Source organism: Kushneria sinocarnis, from assembly GCF_003633775.1.
Classification (GTDB): Bacteria; Pseudomonadota; Gammaproteobacteria; order Pseudomonadales; family Halomonadaceae; genus Kushneria; species Kushneria sinocarnis.
In genome coordinates, this window is sequence record NZ_RBIN01000006.1 from 285,608 (window position 1) to 311,110 (window position 25,503).

25 protein-coding genes and 1 rRNA gene are annotated in these 25,503 nt (G+C 64.7%); 17 read left to right on the plus strand and 9 right to left on the minus strand.

The genetic code is table 11. The features are described from left to right. The 3 genes from C7446_RS11755 to C7446_RS11765 form a co-directional block, all read right to left on the minus strand. Positions 1-657 carry a class I SAM-dependent methyltransferase gene (locus tag C7446_RS11755; protein WP_121173287.1) on the minus strand — a complete coding sequence of 219 codons (657 nt, stop codon included), beginning with the start codon at positions 655-657 and terminating at the stop codon, positions 1-3. Between the two features lie 43 nt (positions 658-700). Next, positions 701-1,315 (minus strand): TIGR04211 family SH3 domain-containing protein, encoded by a 615-nt coding sequence (locus C7446_RS11760; protein WP_121173288.1) that lies wholly within the window; start codon positions 1,313-1,315, stop codon positions 701-703. 233 nt (positions 1,316-1,548) lie between these two features. Continuing rightward, the gene (locus C7446_RS11765) at positions 1,549-1,875 is read right to left on the minus strand and encodes a DUF1820 family protein (RefSeq protein ID WP_121173289.1); all 327 of its coding nucleotides are present in this window, start codon (positions 1,873-1,875) and stop codon (positions 1,549-1,551) included. A 233-nt stretch (positions 1,876-2,108) separates the two neighbouring features. On the opposite strand from C7446_RS11765, the gene miaB reads away from it, so the two are divergent. The 7 genes from miaB to C7446_RS11800 all read left to right on the plus strand — a co-directional run bounded on the left by miaB (position 2,109) and on the right by C7446_RS11800 (position 9,850). After that, positions 2,109-3,470, plus strand: a complete 1,362-nt coding sequence (gene miaB / locus C7446_RS11770) for a tRNA (N6-isopentenyl adenosine(37)-C2)-methylthiotransferase MiaB (protein WP_121173290.1) — start codon at positions 2,109-2,111, stop codon at positions 3,468-3,470. Between the two features lie 175 nt (positions 3,471-3,645). Next, entirely contained in the window at positions 3,646-4,650 is a 1,005-nt protein-coding gene (locus tag C7446_RS11775) for a PhoH family protein (protein ID WP_121173291.1), read from the plus strand. Next, on the plus strand, positions 4,647-5,174 hold the full coding sequence (gene ybeY, locus C7446_RS11780) for an rRNA maturation RNase YbeY (RefSeq protein ID WP_121173292.1): 528 nt from the start codon (positions 4,647-4,649) through the stop codon (positions 5,172-5,174). Before C7446_RS11775 ends, ybeY begins: the two co-directional genes overlap by 4 nt. Then, a complete protein-coding gene (locus C7446_RS11785) occupies positions 5,171-6,064 on the plus strand; it encodes a CorC family transporter (protein WP_121173293.1) in 894 nt (297 codons plus the stop codon). Before ybeY ends, C7446_RS11785 begins: the two co-directional genes overlap by 4 nt. A gap of 76 nt (positions 6,065-6,140) precedes the next feature. Next, positions 6,141-7,616 carry an apolipoprotein N-acyltransferase gene (gene lnt / locus C7446_RS11790; RefSeq protein ID WP_121173294.1) on the plus strand — a complete coding sequence of 492 codons (1,476 nt, stop codon included), beginning with the start codon at positions 6,141-6,143 and terminating at the stop codon, positions 7,614-7,616. After that, positions 7,616-8,356 carry a YdcF family protein gene (locus C7446_RS11795; RefSeq protein ID WP_121173295.1) on the plus strand — a complete coding sequence of 247 codons (741 nt, stop codon included), beginning with the start codon at positions 7,616-7,618 and terminating at the stop codon, positions 8,354-8,356. Before lnt ends, C7446_RS11795 begins: the two co-directional genes overlap by 1 nt. A gap of 126 nt (positions 8,357-8,482) precedes the next feature. Then, positions 8,483-9,850, plus strand: coding sequence for an MFS transporter (locus C7446_RS11800; protein ID WP_121173296.1), 1,368 nt, complete (start codon positions 8,483-8,485; stop codon positions 9,848-9,850). A gap of 66 nt (positions 9,851-9,916) precedes the next feature. Here C7446_RS11800 and C7446_RS11805 read toward each other — a convergent pair whose 3' ends face one another. Beyond that, positions 9,917-10,474 carry a zinc ribbon-containing protein gene (locus C7446_RS11805; protein ID WP_121173297.1) on the minus strand — a complete coding sequence of 186 codons (558 nt, stop codon included), beginning with the start codon at positions 10,472-10,474 and terminating at the stop codon, positions 9,917-9,919. Positions 10,475-10,763: 289 nt separating this feature from the next. On the opposite strand from C7446_RS11805, the gene leuS reads away from it, so the two are divergent. The 6 genes from leuS to C7446_RS11835 all read left to right on the plus strand — a co-directional run bounded on the left by leuS (position 10,764) and on the right by C7446_RS11835 (position 17,277). Continuing rightward, complete coding sequence (gene leuS, locus C7446_RS11810) at positions 10,764-13,343, plus strand: leucine--tRNA ligase (RefSeq protein ID WP_121173298.1); 2,580 nt, start codon at positions 10,764-10,766, stop codon at positions 13,341-13,343. A gap of 31 nt (positions 13,344-13,374) precedes the next feature. Further along, a complete protein-coding gene (locus C7446_RS11815; protein WP_121173299.1) occupies positions 13,375-13,890 on the plus strand; it encodes an LPS-assembly lipoprotein LptE in 516 nt (171 codons plus the stop codon). A 14-nt stretch (positions 13,891-13,904) separates the two neighbouring features. Continuing rightward, the gene (gene holA / locus C7446_RS11820) at positions 13,905-14,966 is read left to right on the plus strand and encodes a DNA polymerase III subunit delta (protein WP_121173300.1); all 1,062 of its coding nucleotides are present in this window, start codon (positions 13,905-13,907) and stop codon (positions 14,964-14,966) included. Between the two features lie 27 nt (positions 14,967-14,993). Then, entirely contained in the window at positions 14,994-16,121 is a 1,128-nt protein-coding gene (locus tag C7446_RS11825) for a DUF5924 family protein (protein ID WP_121173301.1), read from the plus strand. Between the two features lie 96 nt (positions 16,122-16,217). Further along, complete coding sequence (gene slyA / locus C7446_RS11830; protein ID WP_121173302.1) at positions 16,218-16,661, plus strand: transcriptional regulator SlyA; 444 nt, start codon at positions 16,218-16,220, stop codon at positions 16,659-16,661. Positions 16,662-16,818: 157 nt separating this feature from the next. Further along, positions 16,819-17,277 carry a universal stress protein gene (locus tag C7446_RS11835; protein ID WP_121173303.1) on the plus strand — a complete coding sequence of 153 codons (459 nt, stop codon included), beginning with the start codon at positions 16,819-16,821 and terminating at the stop codon, positions 17,275-17,277. 62 nt (positions 17,278-17,339) lie between these two features. Here C7446_RS11835 and C7446_RS11840 read toward each other — a convergent pair whose 3' ends face one another. Then, positions 17,340-19,286, minus strand: a complete 1,947-nt coding sequence (locus C7446_RS11840; RefSeq protein WP_121173304.1) for an ATP-binding cassette domain-containing protein — start codon at positions 19,284-19,286, stop codon at positions 17,340-17,342. Positions 19,287-19,439: 153 nt separating this feature from the next. Here C7446_RS11840 and C7446_RS11845 point away from each other — a divergent pair, with 153 nt between their 5' ends. Both C7446_RS11845 and C7446_RS11850 read left to right on the plus strand, forming a co-directional pair. Beyond that, positions 19,440-20,285 (plus strand): TatD family hydrolase, encoded by an 846-nt coding sequence (locus tag C7446_RS11845; RefSeq protein ID WP_121173305.1) that lies wholly within the window; start codon positions 19,440-19,442, stop codon positions 20,283-20,285. Then, on the plus strand, positions 20,278-20,844 hold the full coding sequence (locus tag C7446_RS11850) for a hypothetical protein (RefSeq protein ID WP_121173306.1): 567 nt from the start codon (positions 20,278-20,280) through the stop codon (positions 20,842-20,844). The genes C7446_RS11845 and C7446_RS11850 overlap by 8 nt, the downstream gene beginning before the upstream one ends. Positions 20,845-20,856: 12 nt before the next feature. On the opposite strand, the gene C7446_RS11855 is transcribed toward C7446_RS11850, so the two are convergent. Further along, positions 20,857-21,426, minus strand: a complete 570-nt coding sequence (locus C7446_RS11855) for an elongation factor P hydroxylase (protein WP_121173307.1) — start codon at positions 21,424-21,426, stop codon at positions 20,857-20,859. 115 nt (positions 21,427-21,541) lie between these two features. On the opposite strand from C7446_RS11855, the gene C7446_RS11860 reads away from it, so the two are divergent. Further along, entirely contained in the window at positions 21,542-23,002 is a 1,461-nt protein-coding gene (locus tag C7446_RS11860) for an MATE family efflux transporter (RefSeq protein WP_245977830.1), read from the plus strand. Between the two features lie 143 nt (positions 23,003-23,145). Next, positions 23,146-23,841 (plus strand): hypothetical protein, encoded by a 696-nt coding sequence (locus C7446_RS11865; protein ID WP_211327947.1) that lies wholly within the window; start codon positions 23,146-23,148, stop codon positions 23,839-23,841. A gap of 51 nt (positions 23,842-23,892) precedes the next feature. Here the strand turns inward: C7446_RS11865 and tusA are convergent, their stop codons facing one another. The 3 genes from tusA to rrf all read right to left on the minus strand — a co-directional run. Next, entirely contained in the window at positions 23,893-24,135 is a 243-nt protein-coding gene (gene tusA / locus C7446_RS11870) for a sulfurtransferase TusA (RefSeq protein WP_121173308.1), read from the minus strand. Between the two features lie 24 nt (positions 24,136-24,159). Continuing rightward, positions 24,160-25,248, minus strand: a complete 1,089-nt coding sequence (rlmM, locus tag C7446_RS11875; protein ID WP_121173309.1) for a 23S rRNA (cytidine(2498)-2'-O)-methyltransferase RlmM — start codon at positions 25,246-25,248, stop codon at positions 24,160-24,162. Positions 25,249-25,421: 173 nt separating this feature from the next. Continuing rightward, a 5S ribosomal RNA gene (gene rrf, locus C7446_RS16920) occupies positions 25,422-25,503 on the minus strand; the annotation flags it as partial.

A 25,503-nucleotide genomic window follows, 5' to 3' on the forward strand; every position in this document is an offset into this window, starting at 1 on the left:
TCAGGCCTCGGCCGCACCGGGGCCGCGTCGTACCAGCCGCCAGAGATGCTCACGCATGCCCTGCCCCCGGGCGTCCTCATCCGAGCGCAGCCATTCACAGCGGAAATTGGCATCGAACAGCCGGCGGATTTCGTGCTCGTCCACCGAATAGGGCGGTCCCTCGGCGGGGCCTGCGGCGTGGGTCAGCGAGATCAGCAGTCCCGCCGCGCCGGGCGGCAGCAGATGCGCCAGATGCAGGGCATAACGCTGACGGGTGGAGGGCGGCAGCGCCACCAGCGCGGCACGGTCATGAAACCCTGCCAGCTCTCCGGCCAGCGCCGGACGGAAATGAAAGAAGTCACCGCCGTAGAGCGTGATGGCGCCCTGCTGCCAGCGCTCGAAGCGGGTGTCGTTGTCGTGGGCGGCCGGCTGATCGCTTTCGGCCACGAAGGCTTCCAGCGCCTCGGTGGCCAGCTCTACACCGATCACCTCATGCCCCTGCGCGGCCAGCCAGCGCATGTCGGGTGTTTTTCCACACAGCGGCACCAGTATGCGCGAGCCCTGCGCCAGCCCCAGACAGGACCAGTATTCCACCAGCCGCGGGTGCGGCTCGGCAAGGTGAAAGCCGATCCGCCCCTCCCGCCAGCGGGCCAGCCACTGCTCATGCTGATCACTCATGCGGCCTCCCGGCCAAACGACCCCGGGCCCTCGCCCGGACCTGTCAGAACCAGCGATCGCGACGCTTGCGACGCCGCGGCAGGTGCGGCACCAGCAGACCGAGCACCAGCCCCGCCCCGGCGACGCCGCCGCCATAGAGGAAATAGCGCATCAGCAGGTCATTGCGCTCGGTATCCAGTCGGGCCCGGTATTTGCGCGCCTCGCTCTGGGCCTCGCTCAGCTGCGTATTGAGCGAGTCATTGGTCTTTTGCAGCTCGTCGATGCGGCTCTGGCGTGCTTCGAGCGTCGACTTCATGCTGGCCACCCGGTTTTCCCACTTCGAGTTGATGCCATCCAGCTGACCCGAAAGTTCACCGACCCGATTCTTCAGTTCCGGCAGACGCTGCTGAACACTGGGCTCGGACTGCAGGTCGGCACTCTTGATCCAGACCTCGTCGCCGTCAGCGCTGCGAATCTGGCTGTAGTCTCCCTGGCTATCCAGCAGGGTCACCGGGTCACCGGAACTGACCGTGCCAACGATGCGATAGCTGTCGCTCGGGCCGCTGCGCACCCAGGTCGAGAGGTCATCGCTGACCCAGCGATCAGGTGCCGCCTGCACCATGCTGGTGGTGGCACCCAGCAGCAGGCCGAGAAAAACACGTCCGAATTGTCGTCGCATGATTGTGTCGCTGTTCGTTGATGAATGGGGTGCCAATCGCTTGTGTACCGCAGGGTGATGAGACCCCGGTCCCGGCTTCCGGTTCGAAACCGCCCCTTTCGTGCCCCGGTGCTTCATCCACACCTTCTGTGGATAACTCCGAGGACAACTGTCTTGAAAATGTCATTCGGCCACCGACATGACCGGCAGGCACACATTTTGTTCAAAAAATGACCGCCGCTGCACCACGTGCGCTACTCATCGCGCGGCGGCCACGCGGTGGTGCCGGGAAAGGCCGTGACATTGCCCTCTGCCTTCGTGGCCCGCGGCGTCCCTTCGCGCTCGACCTCATCGATGCGCACCACCGCATTGATCGGCAGATAGCTGCGCGAGACGCCCTCGAAGGCACGGCGCAACCGCTCGGTACTGGGGTCGACCACCACCTTCGAGGCATCACTGAAGACAAATCCCTCGATTTCCAGAAACCCCCACAGCTCGCTCTGATAGATGTCACGGGCATAAAGCTCCCAGAGCTCCCCCTGCTGCAGGAATATCACGCGATATAGCGGGCTGGCTGCCATCGATGCACTCGATCCGATTGATTCATCCACTGGTCCTGCCGCCGGCAGCAAGGGCCGCGGCAGCGCGATCAGCCCGCGAGTCTAACACAACCGTGGCACCTGCCCACGGGCGCCGCAACGCTGGTCGTTACCGCCAGTGGTCCGTATAATACGCGCCATTTCATCGCGCCTGCCCTGCACGCCACGGCGGCTGTCGGGCGCGGCCGATCATGCACCGATTCAGAGTGGCGGACATGGCGAAGAAGCTCTTCATCAAGACTCACGGCTGCCAGATGAACGAGTACGACTCGGCGCGCATGGCCGATCTGCTCGGCGAGTCTCATCAGCTTGAACTGACCGACAACGAACAGGATGCCGATGTCATCCTGCTCAACACCTGCTCGATCCGCGAGAAGGCCCAGGAGAAGGTCTTCCATCAGCTCGGCCGCTGGAAACAGCTCAAGGCCGACAACCCCGATCTGGTGATCGGCGTCGGCGGCTGTGTGGCCAGTCAGGAAGGCGAGAACATCCGCAAGCGGGCGCCGCACGTGGACATGGTATTCGGCCCGCAGACCCTGCATCGCATTCCCGACATGCTGGAGTCGCGTCACAGCGGTGGCCGCAACGACCGCATCTCGATGGTCGATGTTACCTTCCCCGAAATCGAGAAGTTCGATCGCCTGCCGGCGCCCAGCTCCGATGGCGTGACATCGTTCGTCTCGATCATGGAGGGGTGCTCGAAGTACTGCAGCTTCTGCGTGGTGCCCTATACCCGGGGCGAGGAGATCTCCCGTCCGTTCGAAAGCGTCATGGACGAGGTGGCCCATCTTGCCGAGCAGGGGGTTCGCGAGGTCAACCTGCTGGGCCAGAACGTCAACGCCTATCGCGGTCATGACGAGGATGGCGAGGAGATCGACCTGGCCGAACTGATTGCCTGTGTGGCCGCCGTCGAGGGCATCGACCGCATCCGCTTTACCACCTCCCACCCGGTGGAGTTCACCGATTCGCTGGTCGATGCCTATGCCGAGATTCCGGAGCTGGTCAGCCACCTCCATCTGCCGGTGCAATCGGGCTCGGATCGCATCCTCAAGGCCATGAAGCGCGGTCACGGGCGCGAGGAGTACATCGAAAAGATGGAGCGCATCCGCGCCAACCGCCCGGACATCAGCTTCTCCTCGGATTTCATCATCGGCTTTCCGGGTGAAACCGAGCAGGATTTCCTCGATACCATGGAGCTGATCGAACGCATCGGATTCGATCACTCGTTCAGCTTCATCTATTCGAAGCGCCCCGGCACCCCGGCCGCCGAGCTGGAGGATGACACGCCCGAGGCCGTCAAGAAGGAGCGGCTTAAGATCCTCCAGGATCACATCAGCCACAATGCCATGCGCATCTCGCGGCGAATGGTGGGCACCACCCAGCGCATTCTCGTGTCCGGTTTCTCGCCCCGCGATCCGGGCGAACTCTCCGGGCGCACCGAGAACAATCGCGTGGTCAACTTCCGTGCCGCCGATCCGATTGCCCTGATCGGCAGCTTTGTCGACGTTGAAATCACCGAGGCCTACCCCAACTCCCTGCGAGGTCGGCTGCATGAAACGCTGCCCGAAAGCGCCTGAACCGACCTGACAGGCACGCTGTTACCGTTGGTTCGGCCGCGGGGCCGACAGGCACATCCTCACACCGGCTGTCGGCCCGGGGCCTGCAGCACATGGCTGCTGCTGCATTGCGACGCCCGACCCCGGCGCAGTAAGCTGAACCGAACATCAGGGTCAACGCAGGAATCAGATTACATTGAGTCAGCATTCCGCCAATGCGCACCGCGTACTTCAGCTGACGCTGGAGCCCAACGACCCCATGCGACTGGCCAGCCTCAGCGGTCAGCAGGATGAACACCTGCGACTGATCGAGGAGCGGCTGGGGGTCACCATCCGCAACCGGGGCAATGCCTTTCAGCTGGCCGGAGCCGGCGCCCAGGTCAAGGCCGCCGGCAATGTGCTGGAACACCTCTATCGCGAAACCGAGGCGGCCGAGCTGTCACCGGATACCGTGCACCTCTATCTGCAGGAATCCGGACTGGAAGCCATTGCCGAGGAGGAGACCGCGGAGGACGGCGACGCCGATGGCGCCGTGATCCGTACACCCCGGGTCATGATCAAGCCCCGTGGTGCCAACCAGCAGCGCTATGTCGGCTCGATTCACAGGCACGACATCAACTTCGGTATCGGTCCGGCCGGTACGGGCAAGACCTTTCTGGCCGTTGCCGCCGCCGTCGAGGCGCTCAACCAGCAGCAGGTCAGTCGCATCCTGCTGGTACGACCGGCGGTCGAGGCCGGTGAAAAGCTCGGTTTCCTGCCCGGCGATCTGGCCCAGAAGATCGATCCCTATCTGCGTCCGCTCTACGATGCCCTCTACGAGATGCTCGGCTTCGAGCAGGTCAACAAGCTGATCGAACGCCAGGTGATCGAGATCGCCCCGCTGGCCTATATGCGCGGCCGGACGCTCAACAATGCCTTCGTGATCCTCGACGAGAGCCAGAACACCACGCGTGAGCAGATGAAGATGTTCCTGACACGCATCGGGTTCGGCTCGACGGCGGTGATTACCGGCGATATCACCCAGGTCGACCTGCCGCGCGGCACCCAGTCCGGGCTGATTCACGTGCTGCAGGTGCTGCGCGACGTGCCCGGTATCGGTATCTCGCATTTCGACTCGCGGGATGTGGTCCGTCATCCGCTGGTGGCGCGGATCATCGAGGCCTATGATGCCTGGGAGAGTGAAGAGGATCGCAGCTCATGAACGGCGCGACCGTCGACTGCCAGCGGGCCGTCGATTTTGCTGCCCTGCCCGACCAGGTCGAACTGGAACGCTGGACAACCGCAGTGCTCGAACGGGTAGCCGAACCGTTGCGTTCCGAGCTGACCATCCGTTTCGTCGATGAAGCGGAGAGTCGAACGCTCAACCGCGACTACCGTGATCGTGACAGGCCGACCAATGTCCTCTCCTTTCCCTTCGAAATGCCACCGGGCATTGAACTGCCACTGCTGGGCGACCTGGTGATCTGCGCCGCCGTTGTCGAGCGTGAAGCCGCCGAGCAGGGCAAGTCGCTGAAGGATCACTTCGCCCACATGGTGGTCCATGGTACCTTGCATCTGCTTGGTTATGACCACATCGAGGAGCACGAGGCCGAATGCATGGAAGCTCTCGAGCGAGAGGTGCTGGCCTCACTGGCGATTGATGATCCCTACGCGGAGCGTACCGTTTCACCGGATGCCCCGGCCGGAGAAGGCGGGGCTGGCGAGGACGAGAGACCACACGCATGAGCGATGACCGATCGGGAAGCCACAATGGCAGATCCTGGCTGGACCGACTTATCAATGCCTTCAATGGCGACAGCGATGAACCCAGCAGTCGGGACGAGCTGCTGACCTTTCTGCGGGAAGCCGCAACCCGGCTGAAGATCGATCAGGATGAGCTGTCGATCATCGAGGGGGCCTTCAATATCGGTACCATGCAGGTACGCGACATCATGATCCCCCGCTCCCAGGTCATCGCCATTCGCGCCGACCAGCGTCCCGAGCAGTGCCTGCCGATCATTCATGAAACGGCCCACTCCCGCTATCCCGTCATCGATGACAGCCTCGACGAGATTCTCGGCGTGCTGCTGGTCAAGGACATGCTGCCGCTGATCCTGCAGGACGAAACCCAGCGCAGCGAGTTCTCGCTGCGTGACGTACTGCGTCCGGCCGTATTCGTGCCCGAGTCCAAGCGCCTCAACAGCCTGCTCAAGGAGTTTCGCGATACCCGCAATCACATGGCGATCGTGGTCGACGAATACGGTGGCACGGCCGGCATCGTGACCATCGAGGACATTCTCGAGCAGATCGTCGGCGATATCGAGGATGAGCACGATATCGAGGAAGAGGATGACATCCGCGATCTCGGCGATGGCAGCTATGCCGTCAAGGCGCTGACTCCCATCGAGGATTTCAACGAACGCTTCGGCGCCCGCTTCCCCGATGACGAGTTCGATACCGTGGGTGGACTGGTCATGCAGCGCTTCGGTCATCTGCCCGGGCGCAACGAGTCCACCGAGCTCGACAGCTGGCGCTTCACGGTCATGAACGCCGATAACCGCCGCATCCGCTGGCTGCAGGTCAGCCCGCTCGATGGCACCCTGAACCTGCTGACCCACGACCGGGTCGCTTCCTGACCCGGTCCAGGCGCCGCTGATGGCCGGTGGCTGCCCCCGGCGCCGGCCCTGCCCCACCCGACTCAAGGAATAGACCATGCTGTCCTTTGTGCAACGCCCCTGGGTGGGCCATCTGATGGCACTGCTGGCAGGTGCGCTGACGACGCTGACCTTTGCCCCCTTCGGCCAGTGGTGGCTGGGAGTCGTGAGCATGGCGCTGCTGTTCGGGGCGCTCGAGGGGTGCAGCATGCGCCGGGGCGCGCTGCGCGGCTGGCTGTTCGGCGTGGGACTGTTCGGTTCCGGCGCCTCCTGGGTCTACGTGTCGATTCACGACTACGGCTATACCACCGTTCCGGTGGCCCTGCTGCTGACCCTGCTGTTCGTGGTCACCCTGGCCCTGTTCCAGGCCATCACCTTTGCACTCTATCGGCGGCTGGCCCCTTCGCGGCTCGACATGCTGACCTTTGCCGGCCTCTACACCCTGGGCGAAGCCCTGCGCAGCTGGGCCTTCACCGGCTTTCCCTGGCTCTACCTGGGCAGTGCCCATGTCGACTCGCCGCTGTCCTCACTGGCACCACTGGGTGGGGTTTATCTGATCTCGCTGGTAGTGGCACTGTCGGGCGCCCTGCTGTGGCAGCTCGTGGCCGATCGCCGCTGGTGGTGGCTACCGGCACTGGCCGCCCTGTGGATGATCCCCATGCTGCTGCCCCGGCTGTGGGTTGCGCCCGAAGGTACACCGGTGCCGGTCGCGCTGGTGCAGGGGGACCAGCCCCAGCTCGAAAAGTGGACCGGCGAGGGCCAGCGCAGCGCGGCCAATACCTACGCCCGGCTCACGCGTCAGCTCGATGACACGCCGCGCCTGGTGATCTGGCCCGAGACCGCGCTGCCGATGTTCGCCGATCAGGCGCGACCCTTTCTCGAGCGCATCCAGGCCACACTGCCCGCCGAGACCACCCTGGTCACCGGTATCCTGCAGCGCGAACGGCAGCAGTTCTACAACAGCGTGATCGCGCTGAACCGGCCCGGCGAGGGCTATAGCAAGGAGCACCTGGTACCCTTCGGCGAGTACCTGCCGTTCGCCGGGCTGCTGCGCGGCATTGTCGGCTTCTTCGATCTGCCGATGTCGAACATGGCTGCCGGCGGCGCCGAGCAGTCGCCCCTGCAGGTTGACCCTATGCGCCTGGGGGTCGCCATCTGCTACGAAATCGTCTATCCGGATCTGGTACGTCAGCGGGCGCAGGACGCCAACGTGCTGCTGACCGTTTCCAACGACACCTGGTTCGGCCACTCCATCGGCCCGCTGCAGCACATGCAGATGGCCCGGCTGCGGGCGCTCGAGAACAATCGCTATCTGCTGCGCGGCACCAACAACGGGGTTACCGCCATTGTCGGTCCCGACGGCCGCGTTACGGCCCGGGCACCCCGTTTCACCACCGCCGTGCTCGAAGGCAGCGTGCGTCCGATCGAGGGCGAAACCCCCTTCACCCGTACCGGCAGCTGGCCCACCCTCGCCGGCGCCCTGCTGCTGGCGCTGGCCGGCGGCGGGCTGGCGCGCTACAGGAGAGCGGCCTGATGCCGGACTGGATTCAGCACCTGGTACTGCCGCCGGGCGGCCTGCTGGTCGCCATCCTGCTAGGTATCGTGCTGTGCCGGCGCTGGCCGGTCGCGGGACGCAACATCGCCCTGGCCGCCACCCTGGTGCTGTGGCTGCTCTCGACCAACCGTGTTTCGAGCTGGCTGATGCAGCCGCTTGAAAACAGCGTGCCGATCGCCTCGACCCAACAGTGGGAGCGTGCTGGCGCAATCGTCGTACTGGGCGGCGGGCGACTGTTCGGCCAGCCCCAGCTGAACGGTCGCGACGATGTGGCGCCGATGGCGCTGCAGCGACTGGCCGACGCTGCGCGCATTCATCGGCTGACCGGCCTGCCCATCCTGACCTCGGGGGGCGGCGGCCAGCGGGGCACCGATGATCCGCCGGAGGGCGATCTGATGGCCTGGCGGCTGGAACACTCCTTCGGCGTGCCCACGCGCTGGCGGGAAATCCGCAGTCACAATACCATCGAGAATGCCGAATACAGTGCCCGGATCCTGAAACAGGCCGACATCGACACCGTCATCCTCGCCACCAGTGCCTGGCACATGCCACGCGCGGCACGCAATTTCCGTCATCAGGGACTCAAGGTGCTGGCTGCACCGACCGGTTATACGGCCCGCGCCGGCTATGGTCCGAGCAGCTTCATCCCCAACGTGCGTGCGCTGCGCTACAGCTTCTGGGCACTGCATGAGTATCTCGGCCTGCTCGCCGGACGCTGAACTGACAACGCCGGCAAACCGTCGATGTCGTCGACAGCCAGAAACATGTCGCGACCGTGGTACGTCACGCGCCCGACCGGGACTAAGGTATGACCTTTCCATCCCTTCTCACTGGAGGAAAGCGTCATGGCCAATGCCGCCAACAACAACAATGGCTCTCCCGATGACCCGGTAGCCCCTGCCATCCTGCGTCGTGTCATCACTGCCTCGGCCATCGGCAACTTCATCGAGTGGTTCGATTTTGCCGTCTATGGCTTTCTGGCCGTCACCATTTCGCAGCACTTCTTTCCGCCCGGTGAACCCTCGCTGGCCCTGCTGCAGACCTTCGCCGTGTTTGCCGTCTCCTTCGCCCTGCGCCCGCTGGGCGGCGTGGTCTTCGGCATGCTGGGAGATCGCATCGGCCGCAAGCGGGTCCTCTCCCTGACCGTCCTGCTGATGGCCGGTGCCACCACCCTGATCGGCCTGCTGCCGACCTGGCAGAGCGTCGGCATCGCCGCCCCGCTGGCCCTGGCGCTGGCACGCTGCATCCAGGGCTTTTCGACGGGGGGCGAATACGCCGGGGCCTGTGCCTTCGTGATGGAGCATGCGCCGCGCGAGCAGCGCGGCCGGTATGGGAGCTTCATTCCGGTTTCGACCTTCGCCGCCTTTGCCCTGGCGGCAGCGCTGGGCTTTGCCATGAATGCCCTGCTCACGGAAGCCAGCATGCAGCAGTGGGGATGGCGGGTGCCCTTTCTGATTGCCGCTCCCCTGGGGCTGATCGGGCTCTACATGCGCCTGCGGCTCGATGAGTCGCCGGCCTTCAAGGCCCTGCGCCAGCAGGAGGGCGTGCCCCATGCCCCCCTGAAGGAAACCCTCAGGGGCCACGGTGCCACCATTCTCTGCCTGAGCGCCTTCATCTCGGCCACGGCCCTCTCGTTCTACATGTTCACCACCTATTTCGCGACCTACATGCAGGTCGCCGGCCATGCCTCGGAGACCACCGCCCTGCTCGCCAGTCTGGGAGCGCTGATCCTTGCTGCCCTGCTGTGTCCGGTCATGGGGGTCTATACCGACCGGGTGGGCCGGCGGCGTACCATCATGACCGCCTGTCTCAGCCTGATCGTGGCCGTCTTTCCGGCCTACTGGCTGGCCGGCAGCGGCCGTTTCGTCGAGTCGCTGATCGGGGCGGCACTGATGGCTGTCGGTGCGGTCATCTGCGGGGTGGTAACGGCCGTGCTGCTCTCCGAGCAGTTTCCCACCCGGGTGCGCTATACCGCGTCAGCGCTGTGCTACAACCTGGCCTACACGGTCTTCGGGGGCACCGCACCACTGATCGCCACCTGGCTGATCGATGTCAGTGGCAGCAGCCTGGCGCCGGCCTGGTATCTGATCGCGATCGCGCTGCTGGCGCTGGCAGGAGGCATACGGCTGCCTGAAACCGCCCACCGTGCGCTGGAAGCGGACGACACCGCTCCCGGCATGTCGCCGGTGCAAGGCGGCATGAGCCGAGGCTAGCCGTGGACGGATGAAAACACGGGGAGCGCTCGGCTCCCCGTTGACGACAGACGCAAGAAGGCGGAATCAGCGGATTGGCGTGGTATCACGGCGAAACCAGCGATGACCGCAGGCGGGACACGGTCCCAGCCGCTGGCGCTGCCCCAGGGTGGTCTGTTCGCCACAGTGCACGCAGGTCATGCGCCCCGGCGCGGCGATCTCACCCTCGCAGTAGTCCGCCTGTGCCGCTTCGAGATCCTCCTCGAAGCGCAGCTGATCGATCGGGGTGCGATCGGCGATCGAGAACAGGCCGTTGCGCAGTCGGGTGGAGAGTACCCCGAGATCGATGCCCAGCCATTCGGCCACCGTGCTGCCGCCGCTGCCCAGATAGCGTCGCAGCTCCCCCAGATCGCGGGCAACCCACTCGCGCAGCAGCGCCAGCTCATCCCGGGTAAACTCCTCGACATCGGCCTCGAACTGTACCGCCTCATCCAGCTCGCGCTGCAAGCCTTCCCGGGAGAGGTGTTCCGACCGCTCACTGAAACGACCGATGATGCGGTCATAGGCGCTGCCGAGCCGGTCGCCCTCCCGATGCTCGGTGCGCTCCTCGGGTGCTTGAGAATCATGCTCACGGGAATCGCTCATTGCACTCTCTCCTGTCGATATGCCCGGCGGCCCGCGATACCGGCTGCGGACCTATCTGTCACCGGTTGACTCGGGTATCCTTGGGAACCCGTTGACTCCGGCGGCTGCCATGGCGATCTTGATCCCCATGCCTGGAGTATGGCGGGCGCCCCGGCCTCCGTCCAGGTGGCCCGCGAAAGCGTGCCCTGTAGCATGCTTTCGCGAGCGATCTGCAGCGAATCGGCATCTTCAACGGCCGGTTGCCCCAAAATGGCGGCCGGTCCGCACTATCAGCTTCTGGATCAGGACGATGGACGCACAGTACTCCCCTTTCGAGATCGAACGCAGTGCCCAGCAGTACTGGGAGAAGAATCGCTGTTTCAAGGCCGTCGAGGATGCCAATCGCGAGAAGTTCTACTGCCTGAGCATGTTCCCCTATCCCAGTGGCAAGCTGCACATGGGGCACGTGCGCAACTACACCATCGGGGACGTGATCAGCCGCTTTCAGCGCATGCAGGGCAGGAACGTGCTGCAGCCGATGGGCTGGGACGCGTTCGGCATGCCGGCAGAGAATGCGGCGCTCAAGAACGGGGTGGCACCGGGTGACTGGACCCGGCAGAACATCGACTACATGCGCTCCCAGCTTCGGGCACTGGGCTTTGCCTATGACTGGGATCGCGAATTCGCCACCTGTGATGCCGACTACTACCGCTGGGAGCAGTGGTTCTTCGCCCGCCTGGTGGAGCACGGGCTGGTCTACAAGAAGCTCTCGACCGTCAACTGGGATCCGGTCGATCAGACCGTACTGGCCAACGAGCAGGTCATCGAGGGGCGCGGCTGGCGCTCCGGCGCGCTGGTCGAGCGCCGCGAGATCCCGCTGTGGTTCTTGCGCATCACCGATTACGCCGAGGAGCTGCTGGCCGATCTCGATCATCTCGACTGGCCCGAGCAGGTCAAGACCATGCAGCGCAACTGGATCGGCAAGTCGCGCGGTGTGGAGCTGACCTTCGATGTCGCCGAGGCCCCCGAGGGCAGCGAATACCTCACTGTCTTCACCACCCGCCCCGATACCCTGATGGGGGTGACCTACATGGCGGTGGCCGCCGACCATCCGCTGGCCGAGGCCGCCAGCGCGCGCGTCGACGGCATGGAGGCCTTTCGCAACGAATGCCGGCGCGGCATGACCTCCGAAGCCGATATGGCCACCATGGAGAAGAAGGGGCTGGATACCGGCTACCGGGCGATCCATCCGCTGACCGGCAACACCGTGCCGATCTTCGTGGCCAATTTCGTCCTGATGGAGTACGGCACCGGCGCGGTCATGTCGGTGCCCGGCCATGATCAGCGCGACTGGGAATTCGCGACCCGCTACGCGCTGCCGATTCAGCCGGTGATTGCCGATGGTGACGGCCATGCGCCGGACATCAGCACCGGCGCCTGGACCGACCCGGGGGTGCTGATCAACTCCGGCGAGTTCGACGGGCTCGATTTCGATGCGGCCTTCGAGACCATTGCCGGACGACTGGAAGCGATGGGCCGGGGCGAGGTGAAGACCAACTTCCGCCTGCGCGACTGGGGTGTGGCCCGCCAGCGCTACTGGGGCGCGCCGATTCCGGTCAAGTACGGTCCGGCCGGGGAAACCGTGCCGCTGACCGATGACGAGCTGCCGGTCGAGCTGCCCCGTGAGGTCGAGATCGACGCCACCGGTTCACCGCTCAAGCGCATGCCCGCCTTTTATGATCTGGGCGATGGCTGGACACGGGAGACCGACACCTTCGATACCTTCATGGAGTCGAGCTGGTACTACGCCCGTTTCTGCTGCGCCGACAACCACGATGCCATGCTCGATGAACGCGCCCGCTACTGGCTGCCGGTCGATCTCTATATCGGCGGCATCGAGCACGCCATCCTGCATCTGCTCTATGCCCGCTTCTTCCACAAGCTGATGCGTGACTTCGGTCTGGTGGAGTGCGACGAACCCTTCCAGCGCCTGCTGACCCAGGGCATGGTGGTGGCCGAGACCTTCTACCGGCCGCTGTCGGATGGCAGTCGTGACTGGTTCAATCCGCAGGAAGTCAGTGTCGAACGCGATGAACGGGGGCGCCCCGTCAGCGCCCGGCTGGAAGCGGACGGTCAGCCGGTCGAAATGGGCGGCATCGAGAAGATGTCGAAGTCCAAGAACAACGGGGTCGACCCCCAGGCGATGATCGATCGCTTCGGCGCCGATACGGTGCGCCTGTTCATGATGTTCGCAGCACCGCCGGAGCAATCGCTGGAGTGGTCGGATGCCGGGGTCGAAGGTGCCCACCGCTTTCTGCGCCGCTTCTGGAAACTGGCAGCCGACCATCTGGCGGCCGGGGCCCCGGGCAGGCTCGAGGCGGCCGGACTGACCGATGAGCAGCGGACACTGCGCCGCAAGGCCCACGAGACCCTGGAAAAGGCAACCGATGATCTCGGCCGGCGCACTACCTTCAATACCGCCATCGCTGCGGTCATGGAGCTGACCAACGCCCTCGGTCGCTTCGATGACACCAGTGCCGAAGGACTCGCCGTGGCCCGCGAAGCCATCGAGTTCTGTGTGCTGATCCTGGCGCCGATCACACCGCATGCCATGCATGCCCTCTGGTTCGAACTCGGTCACGACGAGCCCGTGATCGATGCCCGCTGGCCGCATGTCGATGCCACGGCGCTCAAGCGTGAAACGCTCGAGCTCGGGGTCCAGGTCAACGGCAAGCTGCGTGCCCGCATCGAAGTGGCCGCCGACGCCGACCGCGACACCATCGAGCAGCAGGCACTGGCCGCCGACAACGTACAGCGGCACCTGGAAGGCGTGAGCGTGCGCAAGGTCATCGTGGTGCCGGGCAAGCTGGTCAATATCGTCGCCGGCTAGCGGACCGACAAGTCTCAACAAGGAGAGTGGCGTGAATCGAAGAAGTCTTCTGGCAGCACTGTTGGCCGGCACGGTCATGGCCGGCATGGTCGGCTGCGGCTTTCAGCTGCGCGGGCTCGGCAACAGCGGTGAGCTCGGCATGCAGCGCATTGCCCTGTCCAGCAGCGAGAGTGGTCCGCGTGACCATCTGACCCGCGAGGTGCGCCAGGCGCTGAACGATGCCGGGGTCACCATCAGCGACCAGGCGCCGCGCCGGCTCAACCTGGGCAACCCGGATCAGCAGGAGACCGAGCTGACCTACGGTGACGCGGGCAATCAGGAGCGTCAGGTCACACTCACGCTGCCCTACTCGATCCAGCGCACCTCGGACAACGCCTATCTGGTCAGCCAGCAGGAAGTCTCGGTGGATGGCACCTATTACACCAGCGAGGATCAGCTGCTGGCACGCGACGAGCAGCGCCGCCAGCTCGAGCAGCAGTTGCGCCGCGAGGCGGCCCAGCGGCTGATCGATCGGCTGCGTGCGCTTGATGACAACGGTACGCTCTGACGCCGGCCCCGGTCATGCGAGTCTATCCCGACCGTCTCGATGAGCAGCTGCGCAAGACGCTGTCACCGATCTATCTCGTTTCCGGCGACGAGCCGCTGATCCACATGGAAGCCTGCGATGCGATCCGCCGGAGCGCGCGTGCCGCCGGGGTCGAGGAGCGGGAAATACTGCATGTCGAGACCGGTTTCAGCTGGAGCGCCCTGCTGGAAACCGGCAGCAATCTCTCGCTGTTCGGGGAACGCCGGCTTGTCGAGCTGCGACTGGGCAGTCAGTCGCCCGGCCAGGAGGGCGGCCGGGCACTCGAGGCGTGGGCGCAGCGTGCGGAAGACAGCGACGACATACTGCTGGTCAGCGCAGCCCGCCTGGATCGCAAGGCCCAGCAGAGCCGCTGGTTCAAGGCGCTGGATCGCGTCGGCGTGCATGTCCCGGTCTGGCCGGTGGATCACGATCGGCTGCACTACTGGATTCGTGACCGGGCCGGCCGCCATCAGCTCGAGCTGGCCCCGGATGCCGCCCGTCTGCTGGCCGATCGCATCGAGGGCAACCTGCTGGCCGCCGATCAGGCGCTGATGCGGCTGGCACTGGTGCATCCGGCCGGCACGCGGCTTTCCACCGATGATGTCGCCAGCGGTGTGGAAGACAGCGCCCGCTTCGATGTCTTCACGCTCAATGAAGCCTGTCTGAAGGGTGAACCGGAGCGCGCCGTGCGCATCATTACCGGCTTGCAGGGCGAAGGCGTCGAGCCACCGGTCATTCTCTGGGCGATCACCCGCGAACTGCGCCTGCTGATTTCGATCCGCCAGCATCTCGATCAGGGCCAGAGCATCGAGCACGCCTGCAAGTCCCAGCGCCCGATGATTCCCGACAAGCGCCGCCCGCACTACCAGCAGGCCCTGCGGCGACTGCCGATCAAGCGCCTGCAGAAGCTGCTGCTGTTTTCCCAGCGGCTCGATCTTTCGATCAAGGGCAGTGCCGGGCTGCCGGTCTGGCCGGCGATCACCGATCTGGCACTGACCCTGGCCGGCAGCCGTGGACCGCTGACCGAATGGTCCGATGCCTATCGGGTCGAGCCCTGAACCACCCCTGAGCCGATCACCGTTGCCATGCTGACCTCGCCTGCCCTGCCACAATGGCTGAATACCCTCTGGCAGCGTCTCGGACGCTATCAGCGGCTGTGGCCGCTGATCAGCTTCGGCAGCGGCATCTTCAGCTTCCTGCTGGTCAACCGCCAGCAGACACTGGGCGCCTGGCTGGCCGTGGCGCTGCTGGTCACCTGGCTTGCTCTGACCCTCGAAGCGCTCTGGCAGTGGCGTAAGCCGAGCAACGCCCGCTCGAAGCTGCCGCGCATGGTCACCACCTTTCTGACCCAGATGACTCACCAGGAGACCCTGTTCTTCTGCCTGCCCTTCTTTCTGGTGACCACTGTCTGGACCAGCCCGCAGGCAGTGTTTACCGGGCTTTTGCTGCTTGCAGCACTGGTTTCGGTCCTCGACCCCTGCTACTTCGCCCTCGCCGAGCGCCACCGCTGGCTCTATTTCGCCTTCCATGGTCTCTGCGTACTGGTACTGATGCTGGTATCGCTGCCCCTGCTGATCCATCTGACCACCGGCGAAAGCCTGCTGCTGGCAGCGCTGGCCCTGCCGGTGGTCAGCCTGCCCAGTCTGGCCAACCTGTTTCATCCGCGAGGCATCATCAGCTGGCTGGCACTGATCGGCCTGGCCGTGCTGCTGGGAGCCGGCACCTGGCTAAGTCGTGGCTGGATACCACCGGCAACCCTGTGGATCGACGCCAGCGCGCTCTCACCCGCCTTCGACGAATCGGCCCGCAGGCCACGGGGCACGATGCCACTGACCGCGCAAGCCGTGCGCAGTCGGGGGCTTTATGCCTATACCGCCATTCATGCCCCCCGCGGGCTCAATGAGCGCATCTATCATGTCTGGCGTCACGATGGTGAAGTGGTGGACCGCATTGCCCTGACCATTCGTGGTGTGCCCGGCCACGGTTATCGTGCCTGGTCGCACAAGCGGAATTTCGGTCGCGATGTGGCCGGTCACTGGCGCATCGATGTGGTTACCGACGCCGGTCAGCAGATCGGGGTTATCCGCTTCCGGGTCGGCACCAGCAAGGCCGGGGTCGAACAGGCAGATGGTCATCTGCGCACACCGCCCGGCATCGGCTGGCTCCATCCGGCCGGCATGGAAGGCGACCGCAGCGCGCCGACCGGACACTGAACGAGCCCTTTTCGTCGACTGATCGCTGCTGCTGCTTGCAAGGCCGCCGCCTGATTCGTGACAATTGGGCTTCTATCAACAACCAGCCGACCCCTGATGCACGAATCCCTCTGCCTTAAGCTGTCGCGGGTCCCCCGCGTGTGGCGAGCCATCATCGATCAGCGTCTGGCACCGCTGGGCATGACCCAGACCCGCTGGGTTACGCTGTATCACCTGCGTCATCACGGCGATGGCCAGGCCCAGTGTGACCTGGCACGGACCATCGGGGTGGAAGCGCCCTCTCTGGTACGCACCCTGGATCAGCTCTCCCAGCAGGGCCTGATCGAGCGCCGCTCATGCGATGAGGATCGGCGCACCAAGCTGGTCTATCTGACCGAGCAGGCCACCCCCCTGCTGGAACGGATCGAGGTGGTGGTCAACGAGGCCCGGACCGCCATGCTCGCGGATATTCCCGATGAAGAGCAGGATCAGCTCGAAAAGCTGCTGGATCGAATCGAGCAGAACGGCCAGCGCCTGCTGACACGCTCGTGCCCCCAGTAACAGCGACGAGTCCCGTGGCCTGCGCCATTGGTGACGTATCGTCGCATTGCTCTGAGACCTGATCCATCCGATACTCGCCCGGTGAGCCGTTTCGGGTTCACGGATATAGACAGGGCCGAACCCGGCCCGACGGATGGACAGCAAGGGGGAAACAGCGATGAGTCAGGATTATCACCACATTCTGGTGGCCGTGGACCTGACCCCGGATTCGAAACGGGTACTGGAACGCGCCCTCCCGGTCGCCCGACGCAACAGTGATGCCAAGATTTCCATCATTCACACCCTGGAGCCGCTGGGCTTTGCCTACGGCGGCGATATCCCGATGGATCTGACCAGCATCCAGGACCAGCTGGATGACCATGCCCGCGAACGGCTGGCCGAGGTTGCCGATCCCTACGACATACCGCGTGCGGATCAGCACGTCGTGGTCGGCATGCCGGATGCCGAGATTCATCGCTTTGCCAAGGCCAACAGCGTCGATCTGATCGTGGTCGGCTCTCATGGCCGCACCGGCTTCGCCCTGCTGCTGGGCTCCACCTCGACCGGCGTGCTGCATGGCGCCTGCTGCGACGTCCTGGCAGTGCGGGTTGGCGCCGAGGGCGAGACCGCAGAGTAATCGCCCGGCCTGCCGTTGTTCCCAGCGCCCCGGTTCGGTGACCGGGGCGCTGCCGCTTTCGTTCAGCCCTCTTCGCGCTGCGCCTCGAGCTCCATCCAGCGCTCCATCGCACTGTCCAGTTCCGCCTGGTTTTCCGACAGCGCTGCCAGCCGGGTCGTGATCCTCTCACTCTCCTGCTGATAGAAGCCGGGATCGCCGACTTCACGCTCCAGCTCGGCGACCTCGGCTTCCAGCCGCTCGATGGTCGCCGGCAGCTGATCGAGCTCGCGCTGCAGCCTGGAGGTGAGCTTGCCGGAAGAACCCCGCCTGCGACGATTGCCGGAAGCGTGATCGGAAGAGGTCCTGTCTGCAGCCGGACGCTCCTCGGGTGGCTGCGAAGTCGCCTCGGTAGTTGCAACGCGACGATCAAGCTCGCCGGGCGCCGGCGGCAGGCGGCCCCCCTGACGCACCCAGTCGCTGTAGCCACCGACGTAATCCCGGACCTGTCCGTCCCCTTCGAAGGCCAGCACGCTGGTCACCACGTTATCCATGAAGTCACGGTCGTGGCTGACCAGCAGCAGGGTACCCTCGAATTGCAGCAGCAGTTCCTCGAGCAGCTCCAGGGTCTCGACATCGAGATCGTTGGTCGGCTCGTCCATGACCAGTACGTTGGCCGGCTGGGTAAACAGGCGTGCCAGCAGCAGCCGGTTGGCTTCACCGCCGGAGAGCGCCCGGACCGGCTGGCGCGCCCGCTCCGGCGAAAACAGGAAATCCTGCAGATAGCCCATGACATGGCGGTCACGCCCGCCCACGGTGACATGATCCCGGCCACCGGCCACGTTATCCAGGACACTGGCTTCCATGTCGAGCCCGGCACGCAGCTGATCGAAATACGCCACCTGCAGATTGGTGCCCATGCGAACCCGCCCTTCGGTCGGCTCCTGCTCTCCCAGCAGGATCTTCAGCAGGGTGGTCTTGCCGGCACCGTTGCGGCCGATCAGACCGATCCGGTCGCCGCGCTGGATTTCCAGCGAGAGATCGCGGATGACCCAGTCATCATCGAAGCGCTGGCTGACCCCCTCGAGCTCGACCACGCGCTGGCCGGAACGCTCGCCGCTGTCGAGCTGCATGCGCGCCCGGCCCTGGCGTTCGCGGCGTTCGCTGCGTTCGCTGCGCATCTGCTGCAGCGCGCGTACCCGCCCTTCGTTACGGGTACGGCGCGCCTTGATGCCCTGGCGAATCCAGCGCTCCTCGGCGGCCAGCTTCTTGTCGAATTCCTGACGCTCGCGCGCTTCGACCTCGAGCTCGTGATCCTTCTGCTCCTGGTAGCGCTCGTAGTTGCCCGGATAGCGCCCCAGCCGTCCGCGGTCGAGCTCCAGAATGCCGGTGGCCAGCCGCTTCAGAAATGCCCGATCGTGGGTAATGAACAGGACGGCACCGCTGAACTGCAACAGCTGCTCCTCGAGCCACATGATGGTATCGAGGTCGAGATGGTTGGTCGGCTCATCCAGCAGCAGTACATCCGGATCGGCCACCAGCGCCCGGGCCAGCGCCACGCGTCGACGCCAGCCACCGGACAGGCCCTCCATCGACATGTCGGACGGTAGCCCGAGACGGGTCAGCACGGTATCGATGCGCTGGTGATACGACCAGCCGTCCATCGCCTCGAGCTCCGACTGCAGGGCGGCCAGACGATTCATGTCGGGCTCGTCCGACTCGATCAGGCGCTGGTATTCCGTCAGCAGGCGACCGGTTTCCGGCAGGCCTTCGGCGACCACATCGAAGATGCGACGACCCTCTGCATCGGGCAGCGCCTGCTCGAGCGTACCGACGCGCAAGCCCGCCATGCGCCAGATACTGCCTCCATCCGGCTGGGCCGTATCGGCAATCAGCGACAAAAGCGTCGACTTGCCGGTACCGTTGCGTCCGACCAGCGCCAGTCGCTCGCCCCGCTCCAGGGTCAGATCGGCACCATCCAGCAGGGTCTGGGTGCCATAGGCGAGTTGCAGGCCTTCCAGTTTCAGCAGCATGCGTTGCGTCCACGGTCACAGTAATATGAACGGCCCATTGTAGCGTATTGATCGGTCGGGTTGGTGCCAAACGCATCTGACGACGGCGCCATGATCAGCCAGACTGGGAGCGCTATACGCACAACCGTTGCCATTTACCCGATGGAAGGATCCATGCTGCCCGACGCCCTGCAATTCACGTCACCGGCACCGCTGGTCGATATCGGTGCCAATCTGACCCATGAAAGCTTCAGCGCCGATCTGAATGATGTCATCGCACGCGCTCGTCAAGCCGGCGTTACCACCCTGATCCTGACCGGAGCCGACCGCGAGAGCATCGATGCCGCGCTGGCACTGTGCGAACGCGGTGCCGATGGCGTCGCACTGCATACCACTGCCGGTGTTCATCCCCATCACGCCGACCAGTGGAATGCCGAGCTGGCCGATCACATCCGCCATGCCCTCGCCCAGCCGGCCACCGTGGCAGCCGGCGAGTGCGGCCTCGATTATCATCGGGATCTGGTCCCGCGCAGCGTGCAGCGCCGGGCCTTCGAAGCGCAGCTGGAACTGGCTGCCGAAAGCGGCCGCCCGCTGTTCTTGCACGAGCGCGAGGCCGGACATGACATGCTCGAAATGCTCAGGCACTGGCGGGATGATATCGGCCCGGCCGTGGTGCACTGCTTTACCGGCGAACAGGCAACCCTGCACGGCTATCTGGATCTTGACCTGCACATCGGCCAGACGGGCTGGCTTTGTGACGAGCGCCGCGGGCAGCATCTGCGCGAGGCGGTCAACGACATTCCGCTGAATCGGCTGATGGTCGAAACCGACTGCCCCTATTTGCTGCCGCGCAATCTGCCCGCCAAACTCAAGGGACGGCGTCATGAGCCCGCGCTGCTGCCCTGGATCGTGCGCGAGATTGCCGCCTGTCGCGGCATCGAAGAAGCGCAGCTGGCTCATGCCACCACCACCACGGCCCGACGCTTTTTCGGACTCGATGAGGTTCGCACCCATGGATGACACTGCCCTGAATGCCGATACCGGCGCTTCCGACATCGATCTTCCGGGGTTCCTGGCGATTGAAGCCGGCGACGGCGAGCTGCCGGTGGCCATCGCCTGGTCACTGCCGGATGGTCGCATCAAGCAGACCCTGATTCAGCCCGACCCGGGCTGGCTCGAGGATGACAGCGTCAGTTTCGGCGACTACAGCGAAGAGCAGCTCAACACGCTTGGCCTGACGACCCTGGAGGTCATTCGCGAGCTGGAAGCGGACTATCACGGCGCCACGCTGCACACGCCCGGTGTCGTGGATGAGCAGGCCATCCTGGCCAGCCTGTTTGCCAGCTGCGGGACCGAGCCGTTCGTCGAGCTGATGCCGGCCGAGCAGCTCTATGAGGAGCTGCCCGAGGACGAGTGGCGCGAACAGCGCGGCGAGCTCTTCAATGAACTGGGACTGGAACCGCTGCGTGCCGAGGATGAACTGCAGGTCATGCTGACCCTGCACATGCGCTTTCAGGACGAGGATGACAGCGGCGCCCTGCCCGGCGCCGGCTTCGGTCCGGATGCGGACGAGGAGTAACGCCGGCCGGGGCTAGCGCTGGCTATCGAGCCAGCACCCGGCTTCGCGCGCCGCCTCTGTGGGCGGCGCGCCCTCGCCAAAGCAGCCCGTCAGCGCCCGGTGAAAGGCGCCGGCACGCAGCGGCAGGCCCTCGTGCCGGTAGCGTTCGGCGCGTGCCCGCACTCGCCCGGCGAACGCCTCGCGATCCACCTCGGCACTGCCATCGAGATTATCCACGCTGACGTTGAAGCGCCGCTCACAGGCTTCGCAGAACAGCGACTCGAGCGCCTGGGGCGCAACCTCGGCCTGCTCGAAGGCCTGCTGGGCGGCCTGATCGCGTCCATCCGGCAGATACCAGTAGCCGTAATCCTCCAGCTGGCGCCGGCGCGGGCCGGCGATGCACCAGTGACTGACCTCGTGCAGGGCACTGGCAAAAAAGCCGTGGGCGAAAATGATTTCGGCCGCTTTATCGCCTGCAGCCGGGCGATAGAGCGGTTCTTCGTCACCACATATCAGCCTGGTGTGATAGCGGGCTTCAAACAGGGTATCGAACAGTACCATCAGCTGCTCGGCTTCCGGTTCGGGCAGTACGGCGGTAGTCATCGGCTCGGACGTCAGGGAGAGGTGGCTCAAGGGGTTCATGCGGCGTTCGATGGTCTCGGTAGACAGGCTGCGCTCTGCTAGACTCTGCGTCCCCATTCAGCCGGGAACTGTCGTGGTGTCATCTTCACTGATTCGACGCAGCCGTGTCGAGAGCCAGGGGCTCTTGCAGCTCGCCCTGCCGATCCTGGGCGCCCAGCTGGCTCAGGCAGGCATGAGTACGGTGGATGTCCTGATGGCCGGCCGGGCCAGCGCTGCCGATCTGGCGGCGGTGTCGGTCGGCGCCAGCCTCTGGGTGCCGCTGATGCTGTTCATGACCGGCACCCTGATGGGCCTTACGCCCATCGTTGCCCAGCACCTCGGGGCAACCCGCTATACCGACATTCGGCCTGCAGTACACCAGGCACTCTGGGTCGCTCTGGCACTCGGGCTGGGCAGTGCATTGCTGCTGCATGGATTGGCGGCACCGGTATTCGGCGTCATGGCAGTTCCGGACGAGGTCGCCGGGCTTGCCACACACTACCTTTACGCGGTAGCGCCGGGCCTGCCCGGCATGGCGCTCTATCAGGGACTGCGCGCCTTTTCCGATGGCATGAACCACACCCGCCCGGCGCTGCTGATCAGTCTGATCGGACTGCTGGTCAACATCCCCTGCAATTATCTGCTGATCCATGGCGGTGACGGTGTCACGCTACTGCTCGGCGCGGCGACCCCGGACTGGCTGCAGACGCTGCCGGCGCTGGGGGCGGTCGGCTGCGGCGTGGCCACTTCGATCGCCATGTGGGTCATGTGCCTGAGCATGGTGTGGTATACCCGCCATGCGCGAGCCTATCGCACCGTCACGCTCTGGACGGCGCCCGCCCTGCCGCAACCGGGCCGGATCGCTGAACTGCTGCGGGTCGGCCTGCCGATCGGGGTCGCCATCTTTACCGAAGTGACCCTGTTCACCCTGATCGCCCTGTTCGTGGCCGGCTTCGGCAGCATCGTGGTGGCTGCCCATCAGGTGGCGCTGAATTTCACGTCGCTGCTGTTCATGCTGCCACTCTCGCTGGGCATGGCCCTGACCGTCAGGGTCGGCAATGCCATCGGTCGCAACGCCCCCGAACAGGCCCGTTTCGTTGCCTTCAACGGCGTCGGCTGCGCCCTGATCGCCGCCCTGCTGATCGATATCGTGCTGTTGCTGGGCGGCTCCCGGATCGTGGCGTTCTACAGCGCCAATCCGGAGGTGCGTGCGCTGGCCGGCCAGCTGATCCTGCTGGCGATACTCTATCAGTTCTCCGATGCGCTGCAGGTGAGCATGGCGGGTGCCCTGCGGGGCTACAAGGATACCCGGATCATCATGGCCATTACCCTGTTCGCCTACTGGATCGTCGGTCTTGGCGGGGGGCATCTGCTGGGCCGGGGCTGGGCCGGCCATTTCAGCGGACTGGGGGTTTACGGCTACTGGCTGGGGCTGATTGCCGGGCTCAGTGTGGCAGCCCTGCTGCTGGGCTGGCGGTTATGGCATACCGCACGACACACGATGACCAGGATGACGCCTGCTGCGGAGAGCGGCCCCACGGAGCACAAAGACGCTTAACTTTTCGGTCGACGCTGTGCTAATAGTGCAGATGTGGGTTGCCTGAATACCGGACTGTCACTTCCTTTTGCGGTCTTCGGTGAAGGACAGGCATCCGGTCGAGGTAGTCATCACAACTCCGACAGTCGACAAGGAGGCTTCTCATGAGCCAGGTAATGTCTTCTTCGCGGCCGGCCAGAGTGATCGATATGGCGGCCATGCGCGAACGCCTCCGAGCTTCTCGACGAATCGTGCGCCTGGCGCCCGAACTGGATGGACTGGAAATGCTCTATCGGCTGTCTGCCGATGAGGAAGCCTTCTACACCATGCCGGTACTGGCATGGGCCATGCGGGGCAACGGCGAAGTGGTCGGCATGGTGCCGTGGCTTGATACGCTCCGCCCCTGCCATGAGATCGATGATCCCGAGCACGGCTGCTTTGTGGGCTATCGTGATCCGGAAACGGAAGAGCTGCTGGATGCGCCGCCTGCGCACAAGCTGCTGGAACTCGAGCATGCCGCAGCCTATTTCGACTACGAGCCCTGCGAAGCCGGTATTCCGCTCCAGCTGCTGCCCGATACCCAGGGCACCCATGCCCTGTGTCACGAGACGGATGACACGCCGTGGCAGCTCAAGCAGGTCCATGGCTGGCAGCTTCGCAGTGACGGTCGCATCGAAGCCCTGCTGCTGGACGAGTCACAGCCGATCCAGACTCCCGTGCTGCCGGGTGACGACTGTCTCTATGCCGCCGAGGACCGGCACAGCATTGTCTATTTCTTTCAGCGGGCCATTGCCAACCGCATCCGGGAGCAGGATCCCGAAACGCTCGAGGCGCTGGCCATGATGGTTGAAAGTGCCTGAATCAGCCGCTCACCACTGACCCGGACGAGTCCTGCACACTCGTCCGGCTCGCTATCCGGTCAGGCGGATATAATAGCGATACTGCGTCTCGTCATCGTCCTGATGAATCAGCTCGTGACCGAGAAAACTGCAGAACTTCGGAATATCCCGCGTGGTTGCCGGATCGGTGGCCAGTACTTCCAGGATCTGGCCTGCACTCATGTCACGCACCTTGTTGTGCATCATCATGATGGGCTCGGGACAGTAGAGACCGCAGGTATCCAGCGTGGCATCGCATACCGGTTGCTCACTCATGATGCTCTCCGTGTCGTGCTCGAATCACTCCCGCTGCTCCGATGACGGCTCGACCAGTACCGTAACCTCTTCGCGGTCATGGTAGAGATGACGGCATCGAACCACCGCCGCCATGCCGGACTGCTGCAAACGCCGGTCAAGCAGTCCGAGTGCCTCCCGCACGTGCGGCCAGCGCCGCTTCATCGGCAGCTTGAGATTGAATACGGCCCGCTGGCACCAGCCGGCAGTCAGCCAGTCAGCCATCAGGGCCGCCACCCGGGAAGGTTGCTCCACGATATCACACACCAGCCACTCCACTGCATGCGGTGGCTGCCAGCGAAAGGCATCCGTACGCAGATGCTCGACCTGGCCGGTGGCCATCAACCCGGCGTCCATCGGACCGTTATCAATGGCATAGATCGACATCCCGCGCTGTACCAGCTGCCAGCTCCAGCCTCCCGGGGCAGCGCCCAGATCCACGGCCCAGCAGCTGTCATTGAGTACCCGTGACCAGCGTTCGGTCGGGATAAAGGTGTGCCAGGCCTCTTCCAGCTTCAGTGTGGAACGACTTGGCGCCCCGCTCGGGAAGCGAAGATGGCGTATTCCACCGGGATGATCGCTACGATTGCCGGGGAAGCTCATGGCGATCTGCACCCGGTCTCCTTCGGTCCAGCACAGATGGAGCCAGCGCTTGCCGGCCTTGCGTCGCAGAGCGCCGCGTTTTTTCAGTACGTTTTCCAGCGGCTGCTGCAGCGAACGCATCAGTCCGCTCAGCGCCCTCGCCTCATTGGTATCGGGCGTCTCCTGCTGCAGTCGCTCGAAACTCCAGCCACTGGCAACCACGTGCTCCACGATGGTCGTGATGCGATCCTCACGTGACAGCTCTTCCAGTGGTGCCAATGCCAGCAGGGACTGACGGGCAAAGACCAGATCGACCAGAGGCACGGCGCGCTGCGCCTCGTTGATCCGCCCGGCGCCGGTATGGCACCAGCGCACCAACGCGCTTTCCGAGCGTGCCACGGGATAGCCGGGCCAACCGGCCAGAGCCATCCTTTCGCTCAGCTCTTCGGCAAGATCAGCCTCGAAACCGGCGCGACAATAGAACAGCAGCTCACTGGCAACCGTGGTACTCATGGGCAGTACTCATGTTCGGATCATCCGATAATCCTGTCCTCTCATGTCACGTACCAGCGCGGCCGGATGTGGGACAGGCGCCGGCAACGAGCGCCCGCCGGGCGTGGCCGGCCCGGCCATGAGCCGGACAGTAAAAAGCCCCGACCATGGGGCCGGGGCTTTTCGGAAGGGGTGCCTGACGATGACCTAGTCTCGCATGGGGAGTCCCCACACTACCCTCGGCGCTGAGCGGTTTCACTGCCGAGTTCGGCATGG

Bases quoted from the DNA above. Each gene is read 5' to 3' on its own strand.
- C7446_RS11785 (WP_121173293.1), top strand. From the start codon at position 5,171: ATGAGCGATGACCGATCGGGAAGCCACAATGGCAGATCCTGGCTGGAC.
- holA (WP_121173300.1), top strand. From the start codon at position 13,905: ATGCGAGTCTATCCCGACCGTCTCGATGAGCAGCTGCGCAAGACGCTG.
- rlmM (WP_121173309.1), bottom strand. From the start codon at position 25,248: ATGAGTACCACGGTTGCCAGTGAGCTGCTGTTCTATTGTCGCGCCGGT.
- C7446_RS11835 (WP_121173303.1), top strand. From the start codon at position 16,819: ATGAGTCAGGATTATCACCACATTCTGGTGGCCGTGGACCTGACCCCG.
- C7446_RS11845 (WP_121173305.1), top strand. From the start codon at position 19,440: ATGCTGCCCGACGCCCTGCAATTCACGTCACCGGCACCGCTGGTCGAT.
- C7446_RS11795 (WP_121173295.1), top strand. From the start codon at position 7,616: ATGCCGGACTGGATTCAGCACCTGGTACTGCCGCCGGGCGGCCTGCTG.
- ybeY (WP_121173292.1), top strand. From the start codon at position 4,647: ATGAACGGCGCGACCGTCGACTGCCAGCGGGCCGTCGATTTTGCTGCC.
- slyA (WP_121173302.1), top strand. From the start codon at position 16,218: ATGCACGAATCCCTCTGCCTTAAGCTGTCGCGGGTCCCCCGCGTGTGG.
- C7446_RS11865 (WP_211327947.1), top strand. From the start codon at position 23,146: ATGAGCCAGGTAATGTCTTCTTCGCGGCCGGCCAGAGTGATCGATATG.
- C7446_RS11755 (WP_121173287.1), bottom strand. From the start codon at position 657: ATGAGTGATCAGCATGAGCAGTGGCTGGCCCGCTGGCGGGAGGGGCGG.
- C7446_RS11800 (WP_121173296.1), top strand. From the start codon at position 8,483: ATGGCCAATGCCGCCAACAACAACAATGGCTCTCCCGATGACCCGGTA.
- C7446_RS11765 (WP_121173289.1), bottom strand. From the start codon at position 1,875: ATGGCAGCCAGCCCGCTATATCGCGTGATATTCCTGCAGCAGGGGGAG.
- miaB (WP_121173290.1), top strand. From the start codon at position 2,109: ATGGCGAAGAAGCTCTTCATCAAGACTCACGGCTGCCAGATGAACGAG.
- C7446_RS11825 (WP_121173301.1), top strand. From the start codon at position 14,994: ATGCTGACCTCGCCTGCCCTGCCACAATGGCTGAATACCCTCTGGCAG.
- lnt (WP_121173294.1), top strand. From the start codon at position 6,141: ATGCTGTCCTTTGTGCAACGCCCCTGGGTGGGCCATCTGATGGCACTG.
- C7446_RS11855 (WP_121173307.1), bottom strand. From the start codon at position 21,426: ATGACTACCGCCGTACTGCCCGAACCGGAAGCCGAGCAGCTGATGGTA.
- C7446_RS11850 (WP_121173306.1), top strand. From the start codon at position 20,278: ATGGATGACACTGCCCTGAATGCCGATACCGGCGCTTCCGACATCGAT.
- tusA (WP_121173308.1), bottom strand. From the start codon at position 24,135: ATGAGTGAGCAACCGGTATGCGATGCCACGCTGGATACCTGCGGTCTC.
- C7446_RS11805 (WP_121173297.1), bottom strand. From the start codon at position 10,474: ATGAGCGATTCCCGTGAGCATGATTCTCAAGCACCCGAGGAGCGCACC.
- leuS (WP_121173298.1), top strand. From the start codon at position 10,764: ATGGACGCACAGTACTCCCCTTTCGAGATCGAACGCAGTGCCCAGCAG.
- C7446_RS11840 (WP_121173304.1), bottom strand. From the start codon at position 19,286: ATGCTGCTGAAACTGGAAGGCCTGCAACTCGCCTATGGCACCCAGACC.
- C7446_RS11760 (WP_121173288.1), bottom strand. From the start codon at position 1,315: ATGCGACGACAATTCGGACGTGTTTTTCTCGGCCTGCTGCTGGGTGCC.